The sequence below is a fragment of the [Scytonema hofmanni] UTEX 2349 genome, from assembly GCF_000582685.1.
Taxonomy (GTDB): Bacteria; Cyanobacteriota; Cyanobacteriia; order Cyanobacteriales; family Nostocaceae; genus Hassallia; species Hassallia hofmanni.
Map to the genome: position 1 here is coordinate 142,766 of NZ_ALWD01000002.1, position 24,636 is coordinate 167,401.

The 24,636-nt window shown below is 41.7% G+C and carries 13 protein-coding genes, 3 pseudogenes and 3 CRISPR repeat arrays (1 of these 19 running past the window's edge); of the genes and pseudogenes, 4 read left to right on the forward strand and 12 right to left on the reverse strand.

All coding sequences use genetic code 11. From position 1 onward, the window contains the following. Nucleotides 1-546: direct repeats of the CRISPR family, unit length 35 nt; unit sequence GTTTTAAATCTCTTACCCCTCACGGGGATGGAAAC (it extends 70 nt beyond the left edge of the window). 58 nt (nt 547-604) lie between these two features. The 7 genes and pseudogenes from TOL9009_RS0100805 to TOL9009_RS37305 all read right to left on the reverse strand — a co-directional run. Then, a complete protein-coding gene (locus TOL9009_RS0100805) occupies nt 605-865 on the reverse strand; it encodes a hypothetical protein (RefSeq protein ID WP_029630494.1) in 261 nt (86 codons plus the stop codon). A gap of 128 nt (nt 866-993) precedes the next feature. Further along, on the reverse strand, nt 994-1,308 hold the full coding sequence (locus TOL9009_RS0100810; RefSeq protein WP_029630496.1) for a hypothetical protein: 315 nt from the start codon (nt 1,306-1,308) through the stop codon (nt 994-996). Between the two features lie 179 nt (nt 1,309-1,487). Then, nucleotides 1,488-1,757: a hypothetical protein gene (locus TOL9009_RS0100815; RefSeq protein WP_029630497.1), complete on the reverse strand. Its 270-nt coding sequence runs from the start codon at nt 1,755-1,757 to the stop codon at nt 1,488-1,490. A gap of 155 nt (nt 1,758-1,912) precedes the next feature. Next, nucleotides 1,913-2,191 carry a CRISPR-associated endonuclease Cas2 gene (gene cas2 / locus TOL9009_RS0100820; RefSeq protein ID WP_038295551.1) on the reverse strand — a complete coding sequence of 93 codons (279 nt, stop codon included), beginning with the start codon at nt 2,189-2,191 and terminating at the stop codon, nt 1,913-1,915. Further along, nucleotides 2,191-3,237, reverse strand: coding sequence for a CRISPR-associated endonuclease Cas1 (gene cas1, locus TOL9009_RS0100825; RefSeq protein WP_029630501.1), 1,047 nt, complete (start codon nt 3,235-3,237; stop codon nt 2,191-2,193). The genes cas2 and cas1 (TOL9009_RS0100825) overlap by 1 nt, the downstream gene beginning before the upstream one ends. Nucleotides 3,238-3,450: 213 nt before the next feature. Then, nucleotides 3,451-4,272 carry a DUF4351 domain-containing protein gene (locus TOL9009_RS0100830; protein WP_029630502.1) on the reverse strand — a complete coding sequence of 274 codons (822 nt, stop codon included), beginning with the start codon at nt 4,270-4,272 and terminating at the stop codon, nt 3,451-3,453. A 351-nt stretch (nt 4,273-4,623) separates the two neighbouring features. After that, nucleotides 4,624-7,296 (reverse strand): annotated as a pseudogene (locus TOL9009_RS37305) (Tn3 family transposase); the annotation flags it as partial. 11 nt (nt 7,297-7,307) lie between these two features. Between TOL9009_RS37305 and TOL9009_RS50275 the strand changes: the two are divergent. Next, nucleotides 7,308-7,499 (forward strand): annotated as a pseudogene (locus TOL9009_RS50275) (tyrosine-type recombinase/integrase); the annotation flags it as partial. A gap of 333 nt (nt 7,500-7,832) precedes the next feature. Beyond that, a CRISPR array of direct repeats spans nt 7,833-8,161; the repeat unit is 35 nt; unit sequence GTTTCCATCCCCGTGAGGGGAAGAGGAATTAAAAC. Between the two features lie 441 nt (nt 8,162-8,602). Here the strand turns inward: TOL9009_RS50275 and cas1 (TOL9009_RS0100850) are convergent. Next, a complete protein-coding gene (gene cas1, locus TOL9009_RS0100850) occupies nt 8,603-10,612 on the reverse strand; it encodes a CRISPR-associated endonuclease Cas1 (RefSeq protein WP_029630506.1) in 2,010 nt (669 codons plus the stop codon). Nucleotides 10,613-11,338: 726 nt separating this feature from the next. Here cas1 (TOL9009_RS0100850) and TOL9009_RS0100855 point away from each other — a divergent pair. Next, the gene (locus TOL9009_RS0100855; RefSeq protein ID WP_029630507.1) at nt 11,339-12,091 is read left to right on the forward strand and encodes a DUF4384 domain-containing protein; all 753 of its coding nucleotides are present in this window, start codon (nt 11,339-11,341) and stop codon (nt 12,089-12,091) included. 533 nt (nt 12,092-12,624) lie between these two features. Continuing rightward, a CRISPR array of direct repeats spans nt 12,625-13,735; the repeat unit is 35 nt; unit sequence GTTTCAATTTCTCTTCCCCTCACGGGGATGGAAAC. Nucleotides 13,736-13,792: 57 nt separating this feature from the next. Beyond that, a complete protein-coding gene (locus TOL9009_RS37310) occupies nt 13,793-17,596 on the forward strand; it encodes a CHAT domain-containing protein (RefSeq protein ID WP_038295553.1) in 3,804 nt (1,267 codons plus the stop codon). A 126-nt stretch (nt 17,597-17,722) separates the two neighbouring features. Here TOL9009_RS37310 and TOL9009_RS37315 read toward each other — a convergent pair. Beyond that, nucleotides 17,723-18,957, reverse strand: a pseudogene (locus TOL9009_RS37315) (RNA-guided endonuclease InsQ/TnpB family protein). Nucleotides 18,958-19,135: 178 nt separating this feature from the next. After that, nucleotides 19,136-19,264 (reverse strand): hypothetical protein, encoded by a 129-nt coding sequence (locus TOL9009_RS48670; protein ID WP_260675810.1) that lies wholly within the window; start codon nt 19,262-19,264, stop codon nt 19,136-19,138. Between the two features lie 68 nt (nt 19,265-19,332). On the opposite strand from TOL9009_RS48670, the gene TOL9009_RS0100870 reads away from it, so the two are divergent. Next, entirely contained in the window at nt 19,333-21,471 is a 2,139-nt protein-coding gene (locus TOL9009_RS0100870) for a DEAD/DEAH box helicase (protein ID WP_029630509.1), read from the forward strand. Nucleotides 21,472-21,661: 190 nt separating this feature from the next. Here the strand turns inward: TOL9009_RS0100870 and TOL9009_RS0100875 are convergent, their stop codons facing one another. Beyond that, a complete protein-coding gene (locus TOL9009_RS0100875; protein WP_029630511.1) occupies nt 21,662-23,425 on the reverse strand; it encodes a bifunctional 3'-5' exonuclease/DNA polymerase in 1,764 nt (587 codons plus the stop codon). Nucleotides 23,426-23,845: 420 nt separating this feature from the next. Then, nucleotides 23,846-24,376: a DUF3768 domain-containing protein gene (locus TOL9009_RS48280; RefSeq protein ID WP_199341257.1), complete on the reverse strand. Its 531-nt coding sequence runs from the start codon at nt 24,374-24,376 to the stop codon at nt 23,846-23,848. Between the last annotated feature and the right edge of the window lie 260 nt (nt 24,377-24,636).

The following is a 24,636-nucleotide window of genomic DNA, read 5'->3' on the forward strand; positions in this document are numbered from 1 at the left end:
TTTTAAATCTCTTACCCCTCACGGGGATGGAAACCCCGTTGACGTGTCCTTTCTCAACTATGTCTCCAGTTGTTTTAAATCTCTTACCCCTCACGGGGATGGAAACAATTTCCACACTCATTTGCAAATACAGATGAAGCTGAAAGTTTTAAATCTCTTACCCCTCACGGGGATGGAAACACCATTCTTATAACGAGGCGTTTTGTGTCCTCATCAGTTTTAAATCTCTTACCCCTCACGGGGATGGAAACTTTCTTGAAATGTCCATTCTGCTCGCCAAATCTTACCAGTTTTAAATCTCTTACCCCTCACGGGGATGGAAACACAGTACGGCACAGGCAATTGGGGAGAATGCCACCCGTTTTAAATCTCTTACCCCTCACGGGGATGGAAACCAACGCCATTCAACGCCATCAAACCAGCAATAGCCAGTTGTTTTAAATCTCTTACCCCTCACGGGGATGGAAACTTTCAGTTGGTGGTGTTCACGTGCTGCACGATTGGAATAATCGTTTTAAATCTCTTACCCCTCACGGGGATGGAAACCAGTATATTTATTGCGCTAAATTTTTAAAACTTCTATTTATTTATGGAGATTATCTTTTTACTTTTTACTATCAGGTAATTTTCGCACTCCTTGCACATCAAAAATAATCAGAAAACTTGTATTTTTGATTGAATGTTGCAACACTTGCAAGTAAGCAACTGCATCATCTCGGCGACGAAATCGTGCAACAACTTTAGACTCTTGGCACTCTGTATAAATGCTTCTGGGGTGTAACGGCACACCAGAATTATCCAACTGTTGTTTATTAGGTAAAACACGAATAATGCACCACGGATGCAGTTGCTTAAAATAGGTCATAATTACCACCTCACAAATGCTGATAAATACCTGAAAAATCAGCTTTTAAATTGACTACTATCACCTTAGTTGAGGAATATTATTCAAAACAGGTCGAGGTGATATTGACAAATTGACTTAGTTGTGATTTAACTAAGTGAATTCTCTAAATTATTGAGGTGTAACCAGTGTAGAACCTCTTCGGGAATTTCCTCAAAATGTTCGAGTAGAAAATCCATCAAAGCCAAATGGCGTAAGTCGTTATAAGTGGGATAGCGTTGGTTACAGCCGTTTCTAAACCAGCCTCTAACTGTTGAATCGGAACGGGAACATATCAGGGCGATTTGTTCGTAATTTACACCCCATTTTGCATAAAATTGTGTTGGTGTCATACCAAATTCCCAATTGCTGTAGAGTAAAATCAGATGTCGTTCGCGTGCGGTTATTCGACGGGGATTAGACATCATAAATAAGTAAAAAGGTAAAAGTAAAAAGGCAAAAGAAAGAGTAGGGAATAAGTTATACCGTTTCTATATGAAGATGCGTCTAATCAGCCCACGTAGGTGGGCTTTGTTCGTATAGCCCTAGGCTTCCAGCCTAAGGGCGATAATGTGCAACCTCACATAGAATTGGTATAACTTGATTAGTGCGAATCTAAATGCGTGATAAGAATGTTTTCTGACTCCGTATAACGCCAGTAAAATCGTTTTGCCATCGATGCAGAAGAACTCCAGATATCGCCGTTTTTACAGCTATATCTGTGTGTTCTCAAGCTGCGATAAGCCGGACCATAAAGAGCAAAAATTTCAAATGCTTTGTCGTACTGCTTGCGGTCTTTTAGAGGTAATTCATCAAGTTTTTTTTGGACTTTGGGAGCAAAAATCAAACGGAATTTAACAGATTGAACTTCCATTCAATAATTCCTAGATATCCCAACTTGACCAGACAGCGCAGAGTTTCTTATTCAAGGAGGCGATCGCGCAGCGACTCCAAAGGAGTATCGCGCTTTTTTCCAGCTAGTCATTTTGATATTCTTTTCTAAGGTAAAAACTACGTAGAAATCACTTTCTAAACAATAAACGCTGCATCATCTACAACAAATTCAGGTTGTGTTCCCAAGACTGCAACTTTGCACCGATTGTGTGCAGACATGGGGTAAAATCTAACTTGGTCTTCGCGTTTGTTGACGAGTCGCATGAGGTATTTGGATAGCGTTTCGTACTGTTTTTCGTCCAAAACGCACTCAAAAACCGACTTTTGCACGCGAAACCCGTAGCCTTCAAGCATTTTCGACACCTTATTGCGTCGGCGATCGCTAACGATGTCGTAGCAAACCAAATAAAACATCATCGTTTCACCAGCGTTAAGGGCGTTTTTTCGGGTTCAGCGATATTGGTGAAATGGGGATGATTTGGGTGAAACTTCAAAGCTAAGGGGCGATAATATTCCACATCACCCAGCAAACAAGCGAGGTATTCCCGCACCTGTAAGTCCATACACTGACGGTAGCTTACTTCCCCAGCGTGGGGATGCAGTACAAAAGTTCGCAACTTCGCTTCCCAATGTTGAAGGAAATTTTGGAGAATCATTTTCGGCTGGGTTTTACCGTTACCATTCCCATTACCATTTGAACTGGGGAGATTGCGGACAAAGTTTAACACCAAATCATCAACGATAGGTGCGCGAAATTCTACAGTAAAGTCCCATGCCAAGGGGAGTTCGTGATGACCGTGACGGTGTAAAATGGCGTAATCGGGGTGAAGTTCTACGGTGTGGAGAAGCGTGTAAATATATTGATGCAACAGTTGATATCCCAAGTTGAAAAGTCCACTAATTTGCCTTACCCTTGTTTGGGGATATATGCTATAAAAGCTGAGTAGCGAGTTGATAGCGGTGTAGTAAACGTTATCCGCTTCGTCGTTATATTCGCAAAGTTCATCAAGGGATTTTGCGATCGCTAAATTGTCCATCAACAGCGTTAAATAATTTGACGCACGTTGAGTTGCGTGGTTTGCATGATAGCGAGTCCAACTTTGTAAAAATATATGTTGATTGTGCAATTTTGCCCAAATCATGCTTTCAGCCGTAGCGCGGTTAAATTCAATATCGCGCAAGCGTTTCCGCTGGTGAAACATGTATTTTGGTTGCACTTGGGATGGGTTTTCTAACCTTCCTAAATATTCACCATCTTGGGTTAAGTATAAGACGGGAATATGATGTAAGCGCAGAATTTTAATCACATCGTTTGGTAAATTAACATTACCAAAGATAATGATTTGATTTACGTGACGAATCGGCAGCGAAATGCATTGCTTTTGTTGATGAAACACTTGGAAGTAATTGTGTTTCATTTGAAATGATGCGTCAGATTCAGTGATGTAAATATTGGGCATAAATTGAAGTAAACTAGGTTTATTTTTAGAAAGGAAAGTTTTATTCCCTTGTCTATACTTCAATCTTTCCACGTCGCTATATGAGTACGTATCTGCGTAAAAGCAATTTTTATATGATTTTGTATATGAGTTATATGAGTTGCTCAAAAGGCATTAAAAAAGCCGGAGGTACTATCCCCGACTTAGCTATAGTTTAATTATTCAAGCAATTATTTATACTTGTTGTTGGTTTAACCAAGCTTCGAGTTCAGCAACTTCTGAAAAATCTAACAACGCTTCTCCCAAAGTTTCTAGTTGTTCAATCGATAATCCTCTAACTCGTTCAATTAACAATGGATTTATTTCACTAAAACGTCGATTTAGCTGGCGTATAATTAGACGTTGCTCTCCTTGTTTGTTTCCCTGTTCCAGAATATCTTGGTAAATTACCGATTCTTTCATGACATCCTCCCTTAAAAATTGGCGAATCAAAGTCTTATCAAACTTCAAACCTGCTAATATTTCGGTACATCCCGCAATATTTTGTCGTACATCTATATCTGAAATTCTAGCTATTCTGTTACCAACCTGCGAGAGTAAAGTTGCTGGAGAGTCAGTTTGAGTAAGAGGTGCTAGTGGTAGCAGTGCTGGATTATTGAGAAACAAGGTAGAATTTTCTTCCCACAAGCGTACAACTCGGTAACGGTGAGTTGTTATTTCATCAATATACTCTTGAGTGAAAGCAATTTCGTCACGTGTTTCCTGCAAAAATATAACAACCTGTGTAATTGGAAACTTATACTTACGTCTCAATCTCACGGAGTAATCCAGCATTCTAAAGGGTAGCGGGGGTTTCGAGATAGTACGGGTCTGGAATTCGATGTGTAAAATTCTCTCTTGAGTTTGCACAAAGGTAACGGAATCTGCGCGGATTGGTTCTAAAGAAAGTTCCGTTTTAAGTATTTTAGCTTCTGTGGTTTGAGATGTTAATAACCAACGAGCAAATTCGAGTGGATATTCTTCTGCTAACAGCTTACAAATGTTGTCCGTGTTCAATTTTTACACCCTGAAATGAGGCTATTTTTGTGACGAGTGTAAATACTTTATCATCATTGGCAAATGCGATCGCCACCCGTTTCCATCCCCGTGAGGGGAAGAGGAATTAAAACTTATGTAGTCCAAGCTTCTCTGGAGCGTGGAAACATTAAGTTTCCATCCCCGTGAGGGGAAGAGGAATTAAAACATCTGCTATTGGTTTCTTCTTTTAATGTTTCCAAAATTGTTTCCATCCCCGTGAGGGGAAGAGGAATTAAAACCCTTAGTAAAATCAAAGAACTGGTAATCGCGCGCGAGTAGCAATGGAACAGGAATGTACGCTAAGGCTACAAGCTTTGTCTACACAAGTTTCTAGCTATAGGATTCGCCAAAGTCCTTTGGATCGCGCAGAGGACGAAGTTCACCCCGCTTCAAATGTTCAGCTAAAGCAAACTGATAACGTCCTAACATATTGATATGCTTGTATCCCAAAGGAGAGAGCCGCGCCAAATCCTCAGATTTTACTTCCACCCCCTGGTCTTGCAGTTGCTTTACCGCTACATCTATGTAGTTCGTATTCCATAGTACCAGTGCATTCACTACCAGTCCCAGAGCGCCCAGTTGGTCTTCTTGACCTTCACGATAGCGTTGACGCACTTCACCCCGTTGTCCGTGGAAAGTTACCCTGGCTAAACTATGGCGACCTTCTCCTCGGTTAAGTTGGGTAAGGACGCGACGGCGATAGGTTTCGTCATCAATATAAGGTAGCAAATATAACGTTTTTGCTATTCGTCCTAATTCACCGATTGCTTTTGATACTGTCGTTGAACTACTTCCACCTTGCAAAGTTCGCATCAACTCAGATGCACTTACAGTCCCCAATTTTAGGGAACCAGCAACCCGCAACATATCATCCCAGTTATTAGCAATTAGCTCAGTATTGACTCGGTTACGTGCTAACCCATTCAGCGCACCATAATTAGCACTCTCGTCAATCCGCCAAAACCGAGTCTCACCGATGTCTGCAATTCGTGGGCTGAACTGATAACCCAGCAACCAAAACAGACCAAATACCACGTCACTGTAGCCTGCCGTATCGGTCATAATTTCAATTGGACGTAAACTGGTTTGTTGCTCCAACAATCCTTCCAATAGGAAAAGGGAGTCACGCAGTGTACCAGGAATAACGATGCCATGAAAACCAGTAAACTGGTCACTAGTAAAGTTGTAATAGGTAATGCCGCGTCCCACACCAAAGTATTTGCTGTTGGGTCTAGCATTAATAGTCCGCACAGGAACCGTAAAGCGCAGTCCATCAGCAGATGCTACCTCGCCTCCTCCCCAGGCTTGGACTAAGGGAATGTGAGTTTGGGCATCAACTAATCTGGCATTAGCACTAGTCAGTGTGTCCATGCGGATATAGTTTTGTTGTACCCACGAGAGTCGTCCGCGAGTTAATGCTGGGACATCTGGGCGGATCAATGGCTCCAGTCCAATATTACAAGCTTCTGCTAAAAGTACCGCACAGATACTTGTAGACAAGTCCTCTACACGGGCATTCAATGCGCTCAAATGGGTAAATTCATTGGCAAATCCTGTCCTTGCTTGAATTTCTAAAAGAATTTCTGGTAAGTCAGCACGAGGCAGCATCTCACTAACTTGATCTCGAAGGACTATCAAGCTAGGTGGCTCCTCCAGCTTGTCCAGTCCAGTTAATACTATTGTGTCGCGCCCATCAACTTGTTCAATACGTACCGCAGCATTAGTAGGTAAATTTAGAGCGGTGCGGCGATAAGCTTCATCAAGTTGGTGTGCTAATGCTTCCAACTCCAGTTGAGGAGTGGGATGAAGGTCTAGGGTACGGCATACAGTGGGACGTGCTGAAATCCAAGCGTCACCCTGCAAAAGTTTTGCGCGTGGGTCGCCCCATCGTAGACTAGGAGAAACAAACAAGTCCCGGCGGCGCAAAGTGTGACGTAAACGTTCTAATACGCAAAATGTGTAAGCGCGACGGTCTATTTCACCATTGACAGTTTTCACTAACCGCAGCCAGCTTTTACTGACAAAAGCTAGTGGAGCAACACTCATGTCAGGTTTTTTACGTCCCTCAATGGCATGAAGAAATTGCAGCGCCTCCAGGATGGGTTGTCCTGCCTCTGTTCCCTCAAACTGAATTATATGTAAAAGCCGTGGTAAAAAGATGCGGATATGTTTCCAACGACGCATCATCACATCTCCGTAATCGTCATCAGGAGGTCGTGCCAGTGCCTCTACCTTGGAAATTGCTTGTGTCAACTTCTCTTTGCTGATGCGTGTAAAAATTTCGTCGCGTACCTTCTGGTCATCACAAGTAGAATCAAGGAGAACTCCACAAGCTTTGCACAGTTGCAACGCTGCTGCATCCAAGTCTTTAATAGTACGCAGACGTTCTCGCTCTCCAATACGTTTTGATTTCGCTAATAAATCCCCAATTAGCAAATCAAGTAAATCTATGGCATCATCAGTAGCCGTGGCCTCTAAAACATGAACAAAAGCCAGCAGTGTAGCTGTTCTACGTTCAGGAGGCATCCTAGCAATAGCTTGGGCGCGTGCATTATATGCTGTTCGAGCTAATACCTTCAGTTGACTAGACGGTATAGCAGATAATGATAGTGTATTTACTTCTATAGCTCGCACCTCAACCAATCGGTTTAAAGCACCAACCAAAGCCGGAGCTGAGGAGCGGGTAGGGGAATGACGTAGGCGGTCTAAGGGTGTAGTGCGGGTGTTAGGAGTGATTTGTAGTAAATCATCCAGACGTGTCCGTTGTTTGGTGTTAGGAAGTTGGGACAGAACTCGCCACAGACGGTTAGCTGCACGGTCGCGCACACTGGCAATCAAACGTGCTAAAACACTAACACCAGGCAAGAGAATTTTTCGTTCAACTAATCGTGCTGTAGCGAGGTCAAATAGGATACTTGGACGTTCTGCGCTTAACCATGTACGTCCATACAACCAGCGCACCAATCGCCAGTGTTCTGGCTGCTCACTAAAGTCTCGGTAGCCGTTTGGTAGCAATGCTACGCAACTATCTTAAGCAAACTGGATATAAATATGGACCTCTGTTCCGAGCCTTTAAGAATTTTAGGGGTGGTTCTCTACGTTACCAATCAGTTCAACAGAAGTGGTCTAGTTATTGTAAAAAAGCTGGTATAACCTGTAGTATTCATGACCTAAGACACGCACACGCAACTGAACTTATCAACAATGGGGTAAGCCTAAATACTATCCGCAAGCGTCTTGGTCACAAAAACTTGCAAACTACTATTTATATCAAAATCGGTGGCGTTTTCAGCCTCGGCGCAAGCGTCTTGGTCACAAAAACTTGCAAACTACCCTCCGTTACGCAGAACAGTCAGATGCTACTGCTGACGCAGAACTGCGGGCTTGGCGACGACACCATGAACAAGGTTATCAGTAGCGATCGCAGTAGCGCGTGATTGCTCCCGATTGCCGTTGTCTAGAGTCTAGTGATAGTAAGCTTTTCGGGCTTAACGTACATTCCTGTTCCATTGCTACTCGCGCGCGGTAATTTGTGCAAAGTTTCCATCCCCGTGAGGGGAAGAGGAATTAAAACCGACAACTATACGGATGCCCAAGATGCTTGGTGCTAGTTTCCATCCCCGTGAGGGGAAGAGGAATTAAAACGTATTTGCAAATGAGTGTGGAAATTTCACGCAAAATGCGTTTCCATCCCCGTGAGGGGAAGAGGAATTAAAACCTTTCAGCCTTGACCAAATTATTGAGCAACAAGGACTGCGAATTGTTTCCATCCCCGTGAGGGGAAGAGGAATTAAAACCTTTTTCACCTTGGTCTCATTGAAGAATGGAATCAAGTTTCCATCCCCGTGAGGGGAAGAGGAATTAAAACCCTACCTTTCTGAAAGCTTTACCACAAGAGTGTTTTAAGGGTGCAAATCTGAGGGGGGTGTATTTTACCTGTCAATAATCTACAACTATTGACATAAAGCAACATACTGAGCCACTTCAAATCCTTACAAGGTAAACGTTCTGAGGGGGTCAACGTAATAATAAGGGTTTCAGCGATTGGGCTACCCCCTCAGATCAACTTTCTTCACAAAAGAATTTTGGAAAAATTACGCCTTATATGAATCTTGACGATCAACAGGCTTAATTTGGAACTGCATATTTATGAAATTGTCAAGGTACAGCAGCGATGTACAAAATATACCACATAAATTTCACAAAGCGCAATCCTTAAGTTTCTGTTTGCGTATCAAATTCAAAATTATCTTTCTTTTGCCTTTTGACTTTTGCCTTTTAACTTTTAACTTTTTACTTCCTTCCATAGCTAAAGTTTCCAAATCATTGGTCTATATAACTCCACCTCTCCCATCAAACAAGCGACATACTCCCGCACCTGTAACTCCACACATCGACGAAAGCTGACTTGATATCCTGTATGTGGGTGTGTTAACTCGGATTGTAATTTTTCTTCCCAATGTTTGAGAAACTTTTTTAATGCGTGGGGTTGAAGATATACCCCACCTTTTTCGTCTGGCGGTGTAAAATCTTCAAGTGTTAATATCTTAGAATTCACAACGTAAGCTACCAACGAATCAACCAATTGTGCGCGAAACTCTTCCATCAAATCGCTAACTAAAGCAGGATGATTATCTCGTGGTACGTGGAGATTACCAAAGTGCGTGTGTAAACCCACCGTTTCCACAAACGAGAAAACATTTTGACTCAATAACGTATATCCTAAACTCATGAGACTGTTAATTGGGTCAGTTGGTGGACGCTTTGTACGTCTATCAAACTCAAACACTCCCGTAAACAAAGAACCCAAAGCTTGAAAATACAAAGTTGCCGCTTTACCTTCATATCCTCGCAGTGCATCCATTGATTCAGCTTGCGGTAATTTGTCCATTAAATCGGCGATTAACTCAATAGCAGAACTAGCCATTTTTGATGGACGACGACGATTAAATTTTAACAACAAAGCGCGGGAATTATGTAACTTTGCCCACACAATATTTTCAGCTTGCTTTCTGGTAAATTCCGGATTTTGCGAACATATTACCTGACGCATCAAATACTCAACTTTGGCATTACCTTCAGTTTGTAACCTACCAAAATATCGCCCTTTTTGGGAAAGATACATAATTGGAATTCGTCGTCGTAATGCGTAAGAAACTGCACCATGTGATACATTACAACAACCAAATAAAACAATATTAGTCACTCGCGTTGCTGGAACTTTAATCCGTAATTCACCTTGGTAATAAACTTGAAACTGTTGATTTTTGACACTCAAATAAGCGCCCTGGTCAGTAACGTATAATGTAGTCATAAAATCCTGCCAAAGATGAGATATTGGTGCTGTCGGATATTTACTCGGCTTGTCGATACTGCAAGCTTTAGGAGGACGAGAAACGGGTTTTGTCGGTCTTGGTTTTGTGCGAAAATAGGGTGTACCCGAATCATTAATTACCCATTCACCCCGACGTACAGGTGCGGGGGGTGGTGGTGCGTAAACTTCACCTTTTTTAAACCGATAACCGAGGAAAATAAATTCATCGTCAGGAGCGTAAATTTGCGTTTTTTCTGGTTGCAGTTGTAAATAAAGTTCCCCCAGCCAAGTTGTAATTTTGTCTAAAATCCGGTTTGCTTCATGAAAACTGGTGCAAGCGATCGCAAAATCATCACCGTAGCGCACCAAATTTATGCCGTGACTGAGACATTTCCGATCAAAATTAGTCAGGTATAAATTTGCTAACGCACCGGAAAGCACACCACCTTGCAATACTCCCTTACCTGGGTAAACGGGTTTCCCCGCAATGACAATACCTGATTTGAGTTGTCCTTCTAACAATTGCAGTACAATTGATTCAAGCTGCAAATCTTCCAACGCAGTTAACAACAAAGCCCAACAAAGATTGTCAAAAAACTCAGCGATATCAGCCTTAATAACCCACTTTGGTTGCAACTGGTAATAACTATATAAATGCTGCACCGCTTGCTGAATATTTCTTCCCGGACGATAAGCGTAACTACAATCAAGAAAGGTATCTTCTAAAGGAAAATACAGTTCTTCAAGTAATAAACGCTGCACAATTCTATCCCGCACTGTCGGAATACCAATCAACCGCTTATCACCGTTTTTTTTGGGTACATAAAAACCCTTTGCCGGACTTGCTGTATAAGTTTCATGGTGGAGTTGGTATTCTATGTTCCGTAATTGTTCGGCAGCAACCGACTCAAATAAGTCAAGAGAAATACCATCAACACCCGCAGATTTAGTTCCCGCACGGACTTGGAACCATGCAGCATTCAGAAGTTCAAGAGGAAAACGCATGGAAAGTAAAAGGTGAAAAGTAAAAAGGTAAAAGAAAGAGATGGAAAAAGTAAAAAGTGGAAAGTAAAAAGTTAAAAGTCTTGATCGGGAGTGGAAGCAGTACCACCAACAGCTTCATAAAAAGTAAAAAGTGGAAAGTAAAAAGTTAAAAGAGCTTATTTAGAGACTGAAGAAGTCAAAATAGGCTTTTTATTTAGACTTTTATCTTTTGCCTTTAAACTTGATTGTCACAGCTGTGTATATGAGTACGTATATGAGTTATTGACTGAAATATATGACTTTGTATATGAGTTACCGAACAAATATAGGGTGCTGTACTTTCAGCTAACGCACCGCATATTTAATCTTCGTATGGTGCGTTAGAACAGTCGAATTACCCCCCTTAATCCCCCCGTTTATTGGGGGGAAAAAGAAATCTATCTAGTTCCCTCCCCTTTACAAGGGGAGGGTTAGGGTGGGGTAATTCGAGGACTGGTAGTGATTCTGATTAAACCAATTACTAAAGCAGCAATTAAAGCAGGTTAGGGTGGGGTAATTCGAGGACTGGTAGTGATTCGATAACTTGTGTGTACACCGTAGACGAGCGTAAGGAGAGGGAAGCCCTTATGCTGGGTGAGGTTTTATCTTATATTTAATTACGCCTACTTATTGACAAATGTATACAACTTCGTATATGAGTTAGACAATATTCTCTTTTAACTTTTGATTTTTAACTTTTAACTTGTTATGCCTGGAGTTTCTCTTGTTGCATCAGCAGAAGGTATTATACGAGCCAGAAAAGCTTTAAAATATCTAAACATGACCCAGATGTCTCTAGTTAACGAGAGAGGAATTGCATCTTGGTCAACCATCAACAATTTTTTTAACGGTAAACCAGTTAAACGTCAGATATTTATTGAGATTTGTGAAGAAATCAACTTAAATTGGCAAGATATAGTAGCTTCTCCCAAAGATGAAGACACCCAGCAACTAACACCTATTGATGAACTTTGGCAACATCTGCAAACACTAGGTTCTCCCACCGAACAAATGGGATTAGTGTTAGTAACAGAGGAAACACTCGCTTGGGGTTGGCATTCTAGCGTTTATGACAAATCCGTGCGTGTAGGCAGTTATATTCAATTTAAAATTAATTTTGAAACTCCTGGATATTTACTTTTATTACAAAAAGACACATCGGGGCAAATGTGGTGTTTTTGTCCCTCGTGTTTTGCGCCACAACCCAAGTTAGAAACTGGTAAAACAAGTTTACCTCAAGAGGGTTCACCTATTACGTCATTTCCTATTGAAGGTGCGCCAGGAAAAGAGGAAATTTTGGCAGTAATTACCCAGGATATATCTGGTTTGCAGTGGCTACCGCAAGAAAATGATGATCCATTGGAACTAGAAGCAAGTCATCTTATGGAATTACTAAAATACCTGACTGAATGCGGAGAATATCAGGTTTGGTATACAGATTATATGGTAACTGCACAATAAAGTAAAAGTTAAAAGTCAAAAGGTAAAAGTCAAAAGTCAAAAGTCAAAAGATAATCCCGATAAATTGCAGGAGCGGGGATTTAATAAGGACACCTTGTACGAGTGGACTGCTTGTCTAGAAACAAATCTTTTTATTTCTTTCCATAAGTAAATTTAGTTGCTCTCAAACCATTTTTTCTTTTACCTTTTGCCTTGTTTGGTGAAAAGTTAATATTTCAGGCTTTCCAAATTTCAAGTACTTTGTTATACTACTGTTTATAATTACAGAACCTTGAAAATTGAATCTCAAGTTTTTAATTGAGAGTAAAAGTACTCATTCTTCCCTTGGATACTTAAATTTTCTGAGGGGGTATCCCGATGGCTGTAACCCTTATTCTTTCGTTGACCCCCTCAGATGATTTGTTCCACAAGTGTTTGAGGGTGGTTGTTCTAAGTTTTATTGAGACTTATTATCAACTATTTGCCTATCTAGATTACCCCCTCAGATTTAGGCGTCTAAAAGTCTCTTCTGAAAAGGGTTTCAAAAGGGTAGGGTTTCAATTTCTCTTCCCCTCACGGGGATGGAAACATTCTTGTACCCTGAATTCAGTTGGGACACCGATAGGTTTCAATTTCTCTTCCCCTCACGGGGATGGAAACTTTTGCGGTGTAGGCTGAAAGCAGAAGGTGCAGGTTTCAATTTCTCTTCCCCTCACGGGGATGGAAACCTCCAGAGTCAATTCGCACAATTCTCTCAGCAAATTGGTTTCAATTTCTCTTCCCCTCACGGGGATGGAAACCTTCAGTTGTGCCAAATCCCGTGATTTGGTATTCTCGTTTCAATTTCTCTTCCCCTCACGGGGATGGAAACGCTACATCGCCAGGGTGTGGCTGCACAATTCCGCTGAGTTTCAATTTCTCTTCCCCTCACGGGGATGGAAACACTTGAGCAATAAACGCAGCGGATACGGTAACTTTCAGAGGTTTCAATTTCTCTTCCCCTCACGGGGATGGAAACAAGTTACTTGTGTAGGAAATCTGTCTCTAGTTATTAGTTTCAATTTCTCTTCCCCTCACGGGGATGGAAACTTGAGTCCCTGTGCGGAGGCTGTTCTTGGAACTTGTGTTTCAATTTCTCTTCCCCTCACGGGGATGGAAACGATGCACATAATGGTGCAAATATGAAAGATACTACTGAGTTTCAATTTCTCTTCCCCTCACGGGGATGGAAACCGCTTAGAAGAGCGCATTGCCTTGATACTGATATCGTAGTGTTTCAATTTCTCTTCCCCTCACGGGGATGGAAACATTATAAATCTTTTAAGAGCCATAAAAAAAAAAGTTTCAATTTCTCTTCCCCTCACGGGGATGGAAACATAGCTGCTTCTCGTAGTCCACCTTTTGTAAGATTAGGAGTTTCAATTTCTCTTCCCCTCACGGGGATGGAAACCATGTGCGATATGGGGTTTTCCCACCTATATCCCTTAGGTTTCAATTTCTCTTCCCCTCACGGGGATGGAAACCTGTTTGTTGTGTCTGGTTAGTAGAACCGACAACTGGTTTCAATTTCTCTTCCCCTCACGGGGATGGAAACTATTCGCAACAGTTAGCTATCTACTTGTTAGTTCTCGTTTCAATTTCTCTTCCCCTCACGCTTACGCAAAATTTTGCATAAAATAACAACTAAGAACCAAAAAATATATAAGCATCTCAAATCAGCAGATGAAAGAAATAATAGAAAAATTAAATCAACTCAACCGAGAAGTAGTGCAACTTGTTGAGCAAGGGAATTTTGAGCAAGCTGTAATCGTTACACAACAAGCGATAAAGCTAGGACGAGAAAATATTCAAGAACACTCTGCTCTAGCAGATAGCTTAAATAACTTAGCAGAATTATATCGAATGCAAGGACGTTTTTTGTTAGCAAAACCCTTGTATATCGAAGTCTTAAATATGAGAAAACGCTTGTTTGGCTCACATCCCGATGTTGCACAAAGTTTAAACAATCTTGCAGCATTTTATGTCTCACAAGGACGTTACTTAGAAGCGGAAAGTAACTTTTTCGCAGCTTTGAATATTTGGAAACATTATCTGGGTAAAGAGCATTCAGAGATTGCAACTAATCTCGAAAATATTGCAGAAGTTTATCGAGAGCAAGGACGCTATTTAGATGCTGAAAAAATGCACATTAAAGCTTTAGATATGCGAAAACGCTTATTTGGAGACTCACATCCTGATATTGCTCAAAGCTTGGATAACCTAGCAGTACTTTACAAAAATCAAGCGCGTTATTTGGAGGCTGAAAAAATACATTTAGAAGCCCTAAATATGCGAAAAAGTTTATTGGGTGAGGAACATTGGTATATTGCGGTTAGTTTTAACAATTTAGCTGCATTATATAACTCCCAAGGGCGTTTCTCTCAAGCCGAAGAAAACTATAGCAAAGCCTTAGAATTATGTAAAAAAACATTAGGCTCTGACCATCCTTATGTGGCAATTACATTAAATAACATAGCTGATATTTACAAAAACCAGGGAAGGTATTTAGATGCCGAAAAAATGAATTTAGAAGCATTAGCAATGCGAAAAAGGTTCTTTGGAGACGAACATCTCGAAGTCGCTATGAGTTGGAGTAATTTAGGAGATGTTTATCTTCAACAAGGACGTTATAAAGATGCCGAGCGAATGTATGTAGAAGCTTATACTCTCAAAAAACGCTTGCTAACTTCCGAACATCCAGATATTGCCCTTAGTTTATATAATCTCGCAGTTCTCTACACATATCAAGGGCGCTACCAAGCAGCAGAGGAAAAATGTTTAGAATCATTATCTCTGTACGAACGTTTATTAGGAAATCAACATCCCGATGTCGCCGATAGTTTAAGTCATTTAGGAATAATTTACCGTTTACAAGGATTTTACTCTCAAGCCGAACAAAAGTATTTAGAAGCATTAGCAATTCAAAAAAATCTTCTCGGACAAGAGCATCCTGATATCGCAAATAGCTTAAACAAGCTAGCAGGAATTTATCACTTACAAGGACGCTACTCCCAAGCCGAACAAATCTATCTCGAAGCCTATTCTATGAGTAAACGCTTGCTAGGAGAAATGCATCCTGACGTTGCAGCGGTTATCAATAATTTAGGAGTATTATACGATGCTCAATATAAACATTCACAAGCAGAGCCATTATTTTTAGAAGCTTTGTCTATTGTCAAAACTAACTTCGGAAATAAGCATCCGCAAGTAGCAAGCACCATAAATAATATAGCAACAATTTATGGTAATTTAGGACGTTATTCTGAAGCTGAATCAATGCATTTACAAGCACTAGAAATTAGAAAATCGATATTAAGTGAACAACATCCCGATATTACCAACAGTTTAAACAATCTTGCAGATATATACTTTTCTCTAGGACGCTATCAAGAAGCCGAATTACATTACACAGAAGCTTTATCTCTGAGAAAAAGTCTGTTAGGAGATAAACATCCTGCTGTGGCATTGAGTTTAAATAATTTAGCAACTTTATTAACTGCTACCCAACGTCCTATAGATGCCTTGTCATGTCGCATCCAAGCAAGCGAAATCAATGACAAGATGATTAGCAATATATTCTCTTTTAGTTCAGAAAATGACCGTCTGGCTTTTCTGCAAAAAATCAGAAATAATTTTAATTTATTTCTCTCTTTAGTCTACAACCATCTTTCTCACTCCAAAAGAGCCAAAAAACTAGCGTTAGATTTTATCCTCAAACGCAAAGCTCTAACTGCATCCGCACTCGCTGCTCAAAATGAAGCTCTTTATAGCGATCGCTATCCCCATCTTACAGAAAAATTCCGTGAACTCAACGATTTGAGCAACCAAATAATTCATCAAACTTTTGCAGTTTCCGAGACTGATGATTTTACCATATACCAAGAAAACTTAGCGCAACTGCAAACTAAATATAACAACTTACAAAAAGAATTAGCCGCTCAAGTTCCAGAAATTCAGTTATCCGAACAAATTGCTGACAGATACGCAGTTGCAGCAGCATTACCCCCCGATTCTATTTTGGTCGAATTTGTCCGCTTTGACGTATTCAATTTTCAGGCAGTCCCAGCAAAAATGGAAGCGCAATGGTATCCCGCACGCTATTTGGCATTTATCCTCAAAGCAGGACAACCGGATGCAGTGCAGATGGTTGATTTAGGGGAAGTAGAACCCATCGATAACCTAATTAGTGGGTTGCGATCGCACTGCACCGACAATACTAAAATAACTTTAGGGTGGGTTAAAAAAGCTGCTGCTGTACCAAAATTACCTATCAAACCGTACAACCCAACAACAGCAACCCAACTGTGCGAAATGCTTTTTCAGCCCATCCGCAATGCAGTTAAAGATTGCAAACATCTGATACTTGCACCCGATGGGGATTTGAACTTGCTACCATTTCAAATATTACCCCTTGATAAGACAGGTACGCACCTATTGATGGATGAATATACTATTAGTTACCTGGGTGTTGGACGGGATATTTTACGCTCAAAAATTCAATTAACGCGCAATGCGATCGCCTTTAGTAAAGCAGAGCCTATCGCACCTTTGGTTATAGCTGACCCTGATTTTGATTTCGGGGTGGACTTAGCAACAGATATTGATTATATACCAGATAACAATGATTTTGTCAAGACTTTTATTGCATCTGAAGCATCACCAACAGGAGAATTGCTCAAAGTTTTGGGCGATCGCTTATCTCGCACACTCGGTACAAGGTTCCTTGGTGAAAGCGTAGCTAAAAAACTTCAAAACGCACGACTGTATATGCAAGCAGAAGCATTGGAAACCCGCTTAACAAGCAGTCAATGTCCCATTATCATGCTTATTGCTACTCACGGTCTTTTCTTACCCGACTCCCAACAACCACCAACTTTAAAACGCAACTTGTTAGGTTTAGAGCGATTTTCTCAAGTAAAAGTAGAAAATCCGATGATGCGATCGGGACTTGCTTTAGCCGGTGCTAATACTTGGCTATTCGGGGGAACTCTCCCCAAAAAAGCAGGTAAAGGCTTTGTCTTTGCCCAGGATATCGCATCTTTAGATTTGTGGGCAAATGAACTTACCGTACTATCTGCCTGCGACACCGCCAGAGGAGACATTAAAATAGGTGAAGGTGTCTTTGGATTGCGTCGCGCTTTTGCGGTTGCGGGAACAAAAACGTTAGTGATGAGCTTGTGGAAAGTGCCTGATAAAGTAACTGCATTGCTGATGGAGCGTTTTTTCGACAATTTGCGAAGTGGGATGAATCGAGCGAAGGCGCTACAAGATGCACAATGTAATATACGTAAAATTACGGTTGCTAAATTGCGGAAATCAGCTTTGGGGATTGAGGTACTGAAAGAACTGTTGTCAGTTAAGGAATTATCGACAGACAGTAAAATTGATTGTCAAGAAGAAGACACGCCGTTTGAGCATCCTTTTTACTGGGGAGCATGGATTTGTCAGGGGGATACTAAACCTTTGGTATTAGAAGTATTGAATTGACGCAATCCTCACTCCTCAAATGTTGGCATCGATGCTCGACACTGAGGACATTTTGCATATAAAACAGGAAATGCCATCTGACAAAAATCTGCGTGTGATCCAAATTATCGGGATAGGTCGAGTGAACTACCCACACTGACTTGGAGCTTGCCTTGTACAGTGTCGGCTTCTGTAATCACGGGGGAGTGCCTAAACTTAGACTTTCGCCCAAGATTAGGACTTACATCCCCTCCTACAGCAGAGACGGATGAACCTTCCGTCTTTATCATTCTGATACCCTCTGCTCTAATATTCGCTGCTGCATTTCCATCGCGGTCATGATGAGTATGACAATGAGGACAAATCCATTCACGGATATCCAACGGCATCTCAATGATTTGATAGAAACAATTAGAGCAGAGTTTGGAACTGGGGAACCATCTATCAATCTCAATCAACTTCCCGCCTTTGCGTTCTAGTTTGTAAGCTAAAAAGTTAGTGAATGTTCCCCAACCAACATCAGATATTGATTTTGCCAATTTATGGTTGCGTACCATGCCTTTGATATGAAGATTCTCTACTATGACAGCTTGGCTATCGCTGACCAACTTATAACTAAGTTTATGTAGAAAATCTTGCCGCGAATTAGTAACTCGCTCGTACACCTTGGCAACAACTTTTTTATACCTGTTCCTTGATTTACTTACTTTTTGTTTACGTGCTAATTTTTTCTGCTTGCGTTTAAGGTTTTTCTCGTGTTTGGCAAGGTGCTTAGGATTGTCATATTTAGAAACTTTCTCACCGTCAGTAACAACCGCAAAGTGTTTCAAACCTAGATCAATCCCATATATTTTACCTTCTGAAATAATCGGGTTCTCACCCTCTACAAGAGTCAGTATAGATGCAAGATATTTACCAGAAGGCGTTTTACTCACAGTAACAGTCTTGATTTTACCCTCGATTAGTCTATGTATTTTGGCTTTGACTATCCCGATATTGCCAGGGAGTTTAACATTGCCATCTACAATCTTGACGTTTTGAGGATATTGGACAGACTGTTTACCGTACTTAGATTTGAACTTAGGAAATCCAGCGCGGTTCTCAAAAAAGTTTTTGTATGCAGTGGTCAGATTAAGTGTCGTAGCTTGCAAAACTTGGCTATAACAATCGGCTAACCATACAGTCTCTTCTGCCTTTTTGAGCGCAGGAAGAAACGCGTTGAGTGCTACACGGCTAAGTCCCTTGCCCGTTTCCTTATAAGTTTCAATCGACTTATTTAGAGCATAATTCCACCACCAACGAGCGCAACCAAATGTTTGAGCTAGTTGTATTTCTTGTTCTTTTGATGGATATAAACGGACTTGCACAACTTTGTGTAACACTCAACATCACCTCCTTGATAGCAATACTTTAACACAAATTGATATTGCGGTAAAGTAGCCGAATAAAATAATTGGTGATTCCGACGCTCGATGACTCGCTAACGCTTCGCTATCATACATCCAGCATTTGTTTTTGCTAGGCAAAAACAAATGCTGGATGCAATCGTTATCACCCGCCTTATATCCCGCCACTGATTCGGAGTACCAAATTCAGTGGGGGACTTACGGCGTAATAGTTAAGTAGCGATCGCCTCAAGTCGGCATCAAGGCTCGTGGCAGCAGCGATCAACGGGACAAGAAACGGCATATTAGGTTACTTAAGCGCTATATTGACTACTGACTTCGCCGAATACAGCGCGGTTTTGGGAGGTTAATATGTTGCAACTACGGGACTACCAGACGCAAGTAATATTCGATACTTATAAATTTTTTCACATCGGATTGAAATCGGTTCTGCTTTATGCGCCAACCGGTGCGGGTAAAACAGCGATCGCATCTCAAATTATCGCCGATTATGTTGGACAAGGTAAGCGAGTTTTATTTCTTGTGCATCGCACAAAACTTGTGCGGCAGACCCAAGACACGTTGCAGAAATTCCACGGCATTGATTGCAGCGTCATTTGGGCTTCGGAAGGTAAGCCAGATTATAGTAAGCCCGTACAAGTCGCGATGCTCCAAAGCCTCCATCGTCGTGAGCTACCACCAGACATCGATTTGGTAATTCTGGATGAAGGACACACAAGCAGCTATTTCTCAACATATCAGCGAATCTTAAATCAGTACTCTGGCGGAATTTGGGCGCTTTCCAAAACACTATTTTTGGGGTTGAGCGCTACACCTTGGCGGACAAAAAAGCAAGAGGGGTACTGCCACGTATTTGAGGCAGTTGTTCGCGCTCCTTACCCCCAGCAGCTTATCGATTTGGGGCATTTATCCCGCGCTCGTCAGTTTGGGTATGTGGGATTGATTGATGAAAGCAAATTAGAAGTAAGCCGGGATACTGGCGAATTTACAGATGCCTCAATAGCCGAGGTTTGTGACGAAGCGCTTAACCTTGAAATTGTTAACAAATACTCAGAACGCGATCCAAAAGGAGAGCGTAAGGTTCTAGCCTTCTGCGCTAGCGTCAAACAAGCGCTTGATTTAACTCTCAAGTTAAAAAGCCGAGGCTACTTATCTGAAATCATTATTGGTGAAACTCCAGAAAGCGATCGCTCTTGTATCTTTGAAAAGTTTACCAAAAGTGAAATTAAGATTTTGGTTTCGGTAGCAGTTCTTTGTGAAGGTTTCGATGAGCCATCTGCTGATTGTGTTTTAATCTGCCGTCCCGTTAAATCAAGGGCGCTGTTTATACAAATGGTCGGACGCGGGCTGAGGATTGCCAAAAATAAAGAAGATTGCTGGATTATCGATTATTGCGGCAACATTAAGCGGCTAGGACTGCCCACCCAGCGATATCCTATCAGCCTGTGTCCGCACACTCATAGCGATGACGACGAGCCTATATCCACTAAAACCTGTCCCAGTTGCGGACAAGAGATTTACGCCTTTTTGATGATTTGTCCTCACTGCGGACATGTTTTTGAACCTGAGAAAATAGATTTAGTACCACGAAAAGGCAAACTAGAAGAAATTCTTTCCCCAGATCAGCGCACCCACTTTAAGTTTCTAAAAGAACTAATCGTTGGCTTATACAACAAGCGAGCCCCCAATACCGAGATTGACCTTGCCTTTCTACAAAAGTGGGGCTACCTCCCACCAGAAGATTGGTATGATTCAATATTATTTGGCGATAAGCATGGCTGGGAAGTAGATGTACAAGTTTATTATCGCTATCTGTTAGAGGCGCTGCCTGGTGGTTCTACTCAGACCCGCGAGTGGATAGAAAAAAGCATCCGACGTGAATTTAAATCAGCGATCGCCTGGGCAGAAGAAAACTTTTACAAGAACTACAAACTTCACCTGCCCCCTGTTGGCGTACAGCGCTCCGCGCATGAAAACGGCGGAGCCTCTCGTAGAGAAGCCTCTCCAACAGAAGATATCCAGGAGACAATTAATAGACGCATCAAGGATCTAATTTCCTACAAAACCTGGTGGAAGCTTTTAGGATTTACCCAGGAGCCGACGGATTTATCTCTGGTCTACGATGCTTATCAACAGCGGCTCAGAGAAGCGGAAACTTGGAAGCGTAATATTTTTGAGCAACGAGCGAAGCTCTACAATTTAGCGTTGGAGCAGTCTGTAGCGCGGTTTAGCCTCAGTCCCCGTCTTTTACTATTGACCGCAGGTGCAATCAAAAGAGCGATCGCTGCCCAAGATTTCCAAGCAGCAGAGGAACATGCATCATCCGTGACGGCGATCGCCAGAGAAACTATTTGGTCAATGCTAGATCCAACGGAGCGCAGTTTATTTGCCCGATATCGCCGAGGTGAGTTGAATAAACCCGTTCAAGTTGCCAAACCAACCTACACTCAGCACGGAGCAGCGTTTTATCATAAGTCTCATCGTAACTAGCCGCAATATCGGCACTTGCTCGTCATTCGCTCTTGCTAGTTACGATTAGTTAGCGTGACAATTGAGCGATCGCAATGAAAAGTTTCTTTAATAAATCAAAAGTCTCATGAGTGGAGAGTGAAAACGGTGAGGCGAAAATAAGGAGGCGATCGCCCGATCATGATAAGCTGCCAAAAACTGCTATTCCTGCTCAAGCGCTCCAACTGCGAGCAACTTGAATGGACACTTCTACAGGTAGAGGATTGAGGAATTGTGCCGCTGCTGACAGCATACATTTGTGCAAAATCTTGCTCACAGGTGCAACTTGTTCTTCTGGACATTCCAGTAAAATTTCATCATGCACAGTGCCAATTAACTTCGCATCCGTTTTACCCAAAGCTTTGAACAGCTTGGCAATGGCGATTTTGGTAATATCAGCACTCGTTCCCTGTACGGGGTGATTTAACAGTTCAGAAAGACGAGGTTTATTTGCCCAGCGCCGTCGCCGTCCACCGATTGTCCTGATTTCTTTAATTCCTCTGCCGTAGACGGTGCTACGAATTCTATCATGCCATTTGGCTACACCTGAGTAAGCTTGGAAGAAGCGTTTTCTGAAAATCTGTGCTTCTTCAAGTGTCATAATGATACCGTATTCAGTTTCGGCATACACTTGCAGTTTTGAAGCTCCCATGCCATAGATTAAGCCGAAATTGATTGCCTTGGCTAACCGTCTATCTTCTGGTGTAATAGAGGACAGAGGTTTTCCCGTAACCAGGGAAGCGGTAACGGCGTGCAAGTCTTGCCCTTGTTTATAGGCTTTGAGAAGAAGGCGATCGCTACTGAGTACTGCTGTTATTCTCAGTTCGATTTGGCTATAGTCAGCTTTAATGATTTTGTAGCCACCAGAAGCAACAAAGCAGCTTCTTATTGCCTTATCTCGCGGAATGTTTTGCAAATTAGGGCATAGACAGCTGAACCTACCCGAACGGGCACCGCATTGACGGTATTGTGCATGTATTCGACCTGTAACAGGATGAATGTGTTCTTTAAGATTTGTTGATGTGAGTTTTGATAATTTGCGGTAGTCCAATAGCGATCGGATGATTGGGTATTGGTTAGCTAGTGGGATTAGGGTTTTTTTGCTAGTTGAGTCAACGGGGATACCGAGAGATTGTAGGGCTGCCAAAATTTGTTGGGGTGACTCAGGATTCACACAATCTGTGTATTCTGGTAGTAAGGAAAGTTGATCCGAATGCCTGATTTTTAGTTCTTTTAGCTGCAAAACTGCTGCTTGCTTTTTCTGTTCCAAGTCTAAACTTACAGCAAGCCACTTTTGGTGATCTAGCTGCATTCCGTTTAGCTCCATTTTTGCTACAGCTGGCATTGCTTCAAATTCTAAAAAGGCGGTTGGCAGCAAAAAAGCCCGTTTGAGATGAGTGTATAGAATTTTTTGCAATGGGAGCAGGATGGCAGCATCAATAGCAGCGTACTTTAGTTGGTCATTCGACAATTTCCCAGAAAAATCGCTGTGTTGTAGGTTTTTATTAAGTTCTATCTTTAAAAATTTGTCGGCTAGGGCAGCTAGGGTATGGCTCTTTTTCAAGCCAGCGAAAAGGACTTGGGATGCTAGTTGAGTGTCAAAATAAGGACCAGTGGGCTGTAAATTAGCCATCGACAGAAAAGATAAGTCAAACTTGCCATTGTGAAAAACCTTAGTAGATCCATTAGTTAGTAGTTGTCTTAAGGGTCTAAGTTTATCTGCGGGAATGGCGGCTAAGTCCACAATCATTACGGGCATTCCCGAAGCTGCTATTTGCACCAGCCTGAGTTGATGAGTTCGGGGGTCTAGTCCGGTTGTTTCTGTGTCAATCCCTATGGTTTTGGCGGTGGCTAAAGACTGACACGCGGACTTCAGGGTTTGGGCATCCTGCACCAGCTGGTACTGCACATCGTTTGTGTTTAAAGTTAAATTCATGGCTCTTTGTTAATAGGAGTTGATGATAAATATTGCTTACAGAGAACCGCGCCAATGGGTGGAGGAGTGGGAGACAACTTGTTGCCATGAAATTGTTTTGTTGATTTACAGCAGATTGCATTTTTATTGAATACACGTAGAGACGTTCCGGCGGAACGTCTCTACAGGATTTTGGGTTTTATGCATGTACCTCCTGCAACCTGAAATATGCTGTAGTTTTCAACATCAAGGAGTTAATCATATAAAAACATAAAAATGAAAAAAAATGACTTCCATTGAAGTCAAAAAACAAGAATATAAATGAATTTCACAAGAGGTATTCATGGTAAATAAAAGAATGTTACCAGCGCACTATCGACAGATGAGAAAGGATAATAGCAAGCAGTTACCTGTTAAATATGTACCGAAAACCAGGTGCTTTTAGTATTCGTCTGCACACATTAACAACCCAACCCGCCAAGTTTTATCGGGGTTGCTTGGATCATCAGAACCCAAATCTTGACCTTTGCGGAACGCTTCACGGTCGTAGTAATCGATTTTGTAAAAATATCGAATTCCGTCCAGTTCAACCACCGCTAGATCGTGTTCATTATACGGGTCATTATTAGAAGTGAATTTGTCAAAGCTACGCACCAGTTGAATGAGTTGGGCTAATTTGTTAACTGGGAGGGCTTGGACGTTACGAGTCATGCAGGTTATGCCCAAACTGGTGTCACCTTGGCGAAAGCGATCGTTCAGTTCTGCAATCGACATTTTGAGTTTGGGCTTTCGACAACTATAAGCTGCTTCAATCACATTGTCTGGGTCAAACTCAGGTGGAACTTTGAGTAATGTCCAGCATGAAGTGCCTTCAATTGTTGCGCTTTGTTTTTCTGTTAAAAAGTCACTGAGGACTTCTATAAAATGGTCTTCACCATGCTGTTCCCACAGCTTTTCTAATGTTTGTTTCATTGGTTTATATGGATTATAGAATTGGACTCAGCTACGTCCGTATGTGAACGTGCTGGCTAATCCTAAAGGGCGTTAGCCCTGATTTTTCTCTAGTTATCAGTGACTTAAAGTCGAGATTGAAGAACGGAGTTCTCTTTCTTTGAACTGAAGAGCGAAGCGCAACTACAAGCGCTGCGATGGTGTAGCTGCTAGCCTTGTCGGACTTCGCAATTTTTTTAACTCAGCCTAACGGCTGATAGCCTGACTGAAAATTCTTCCCG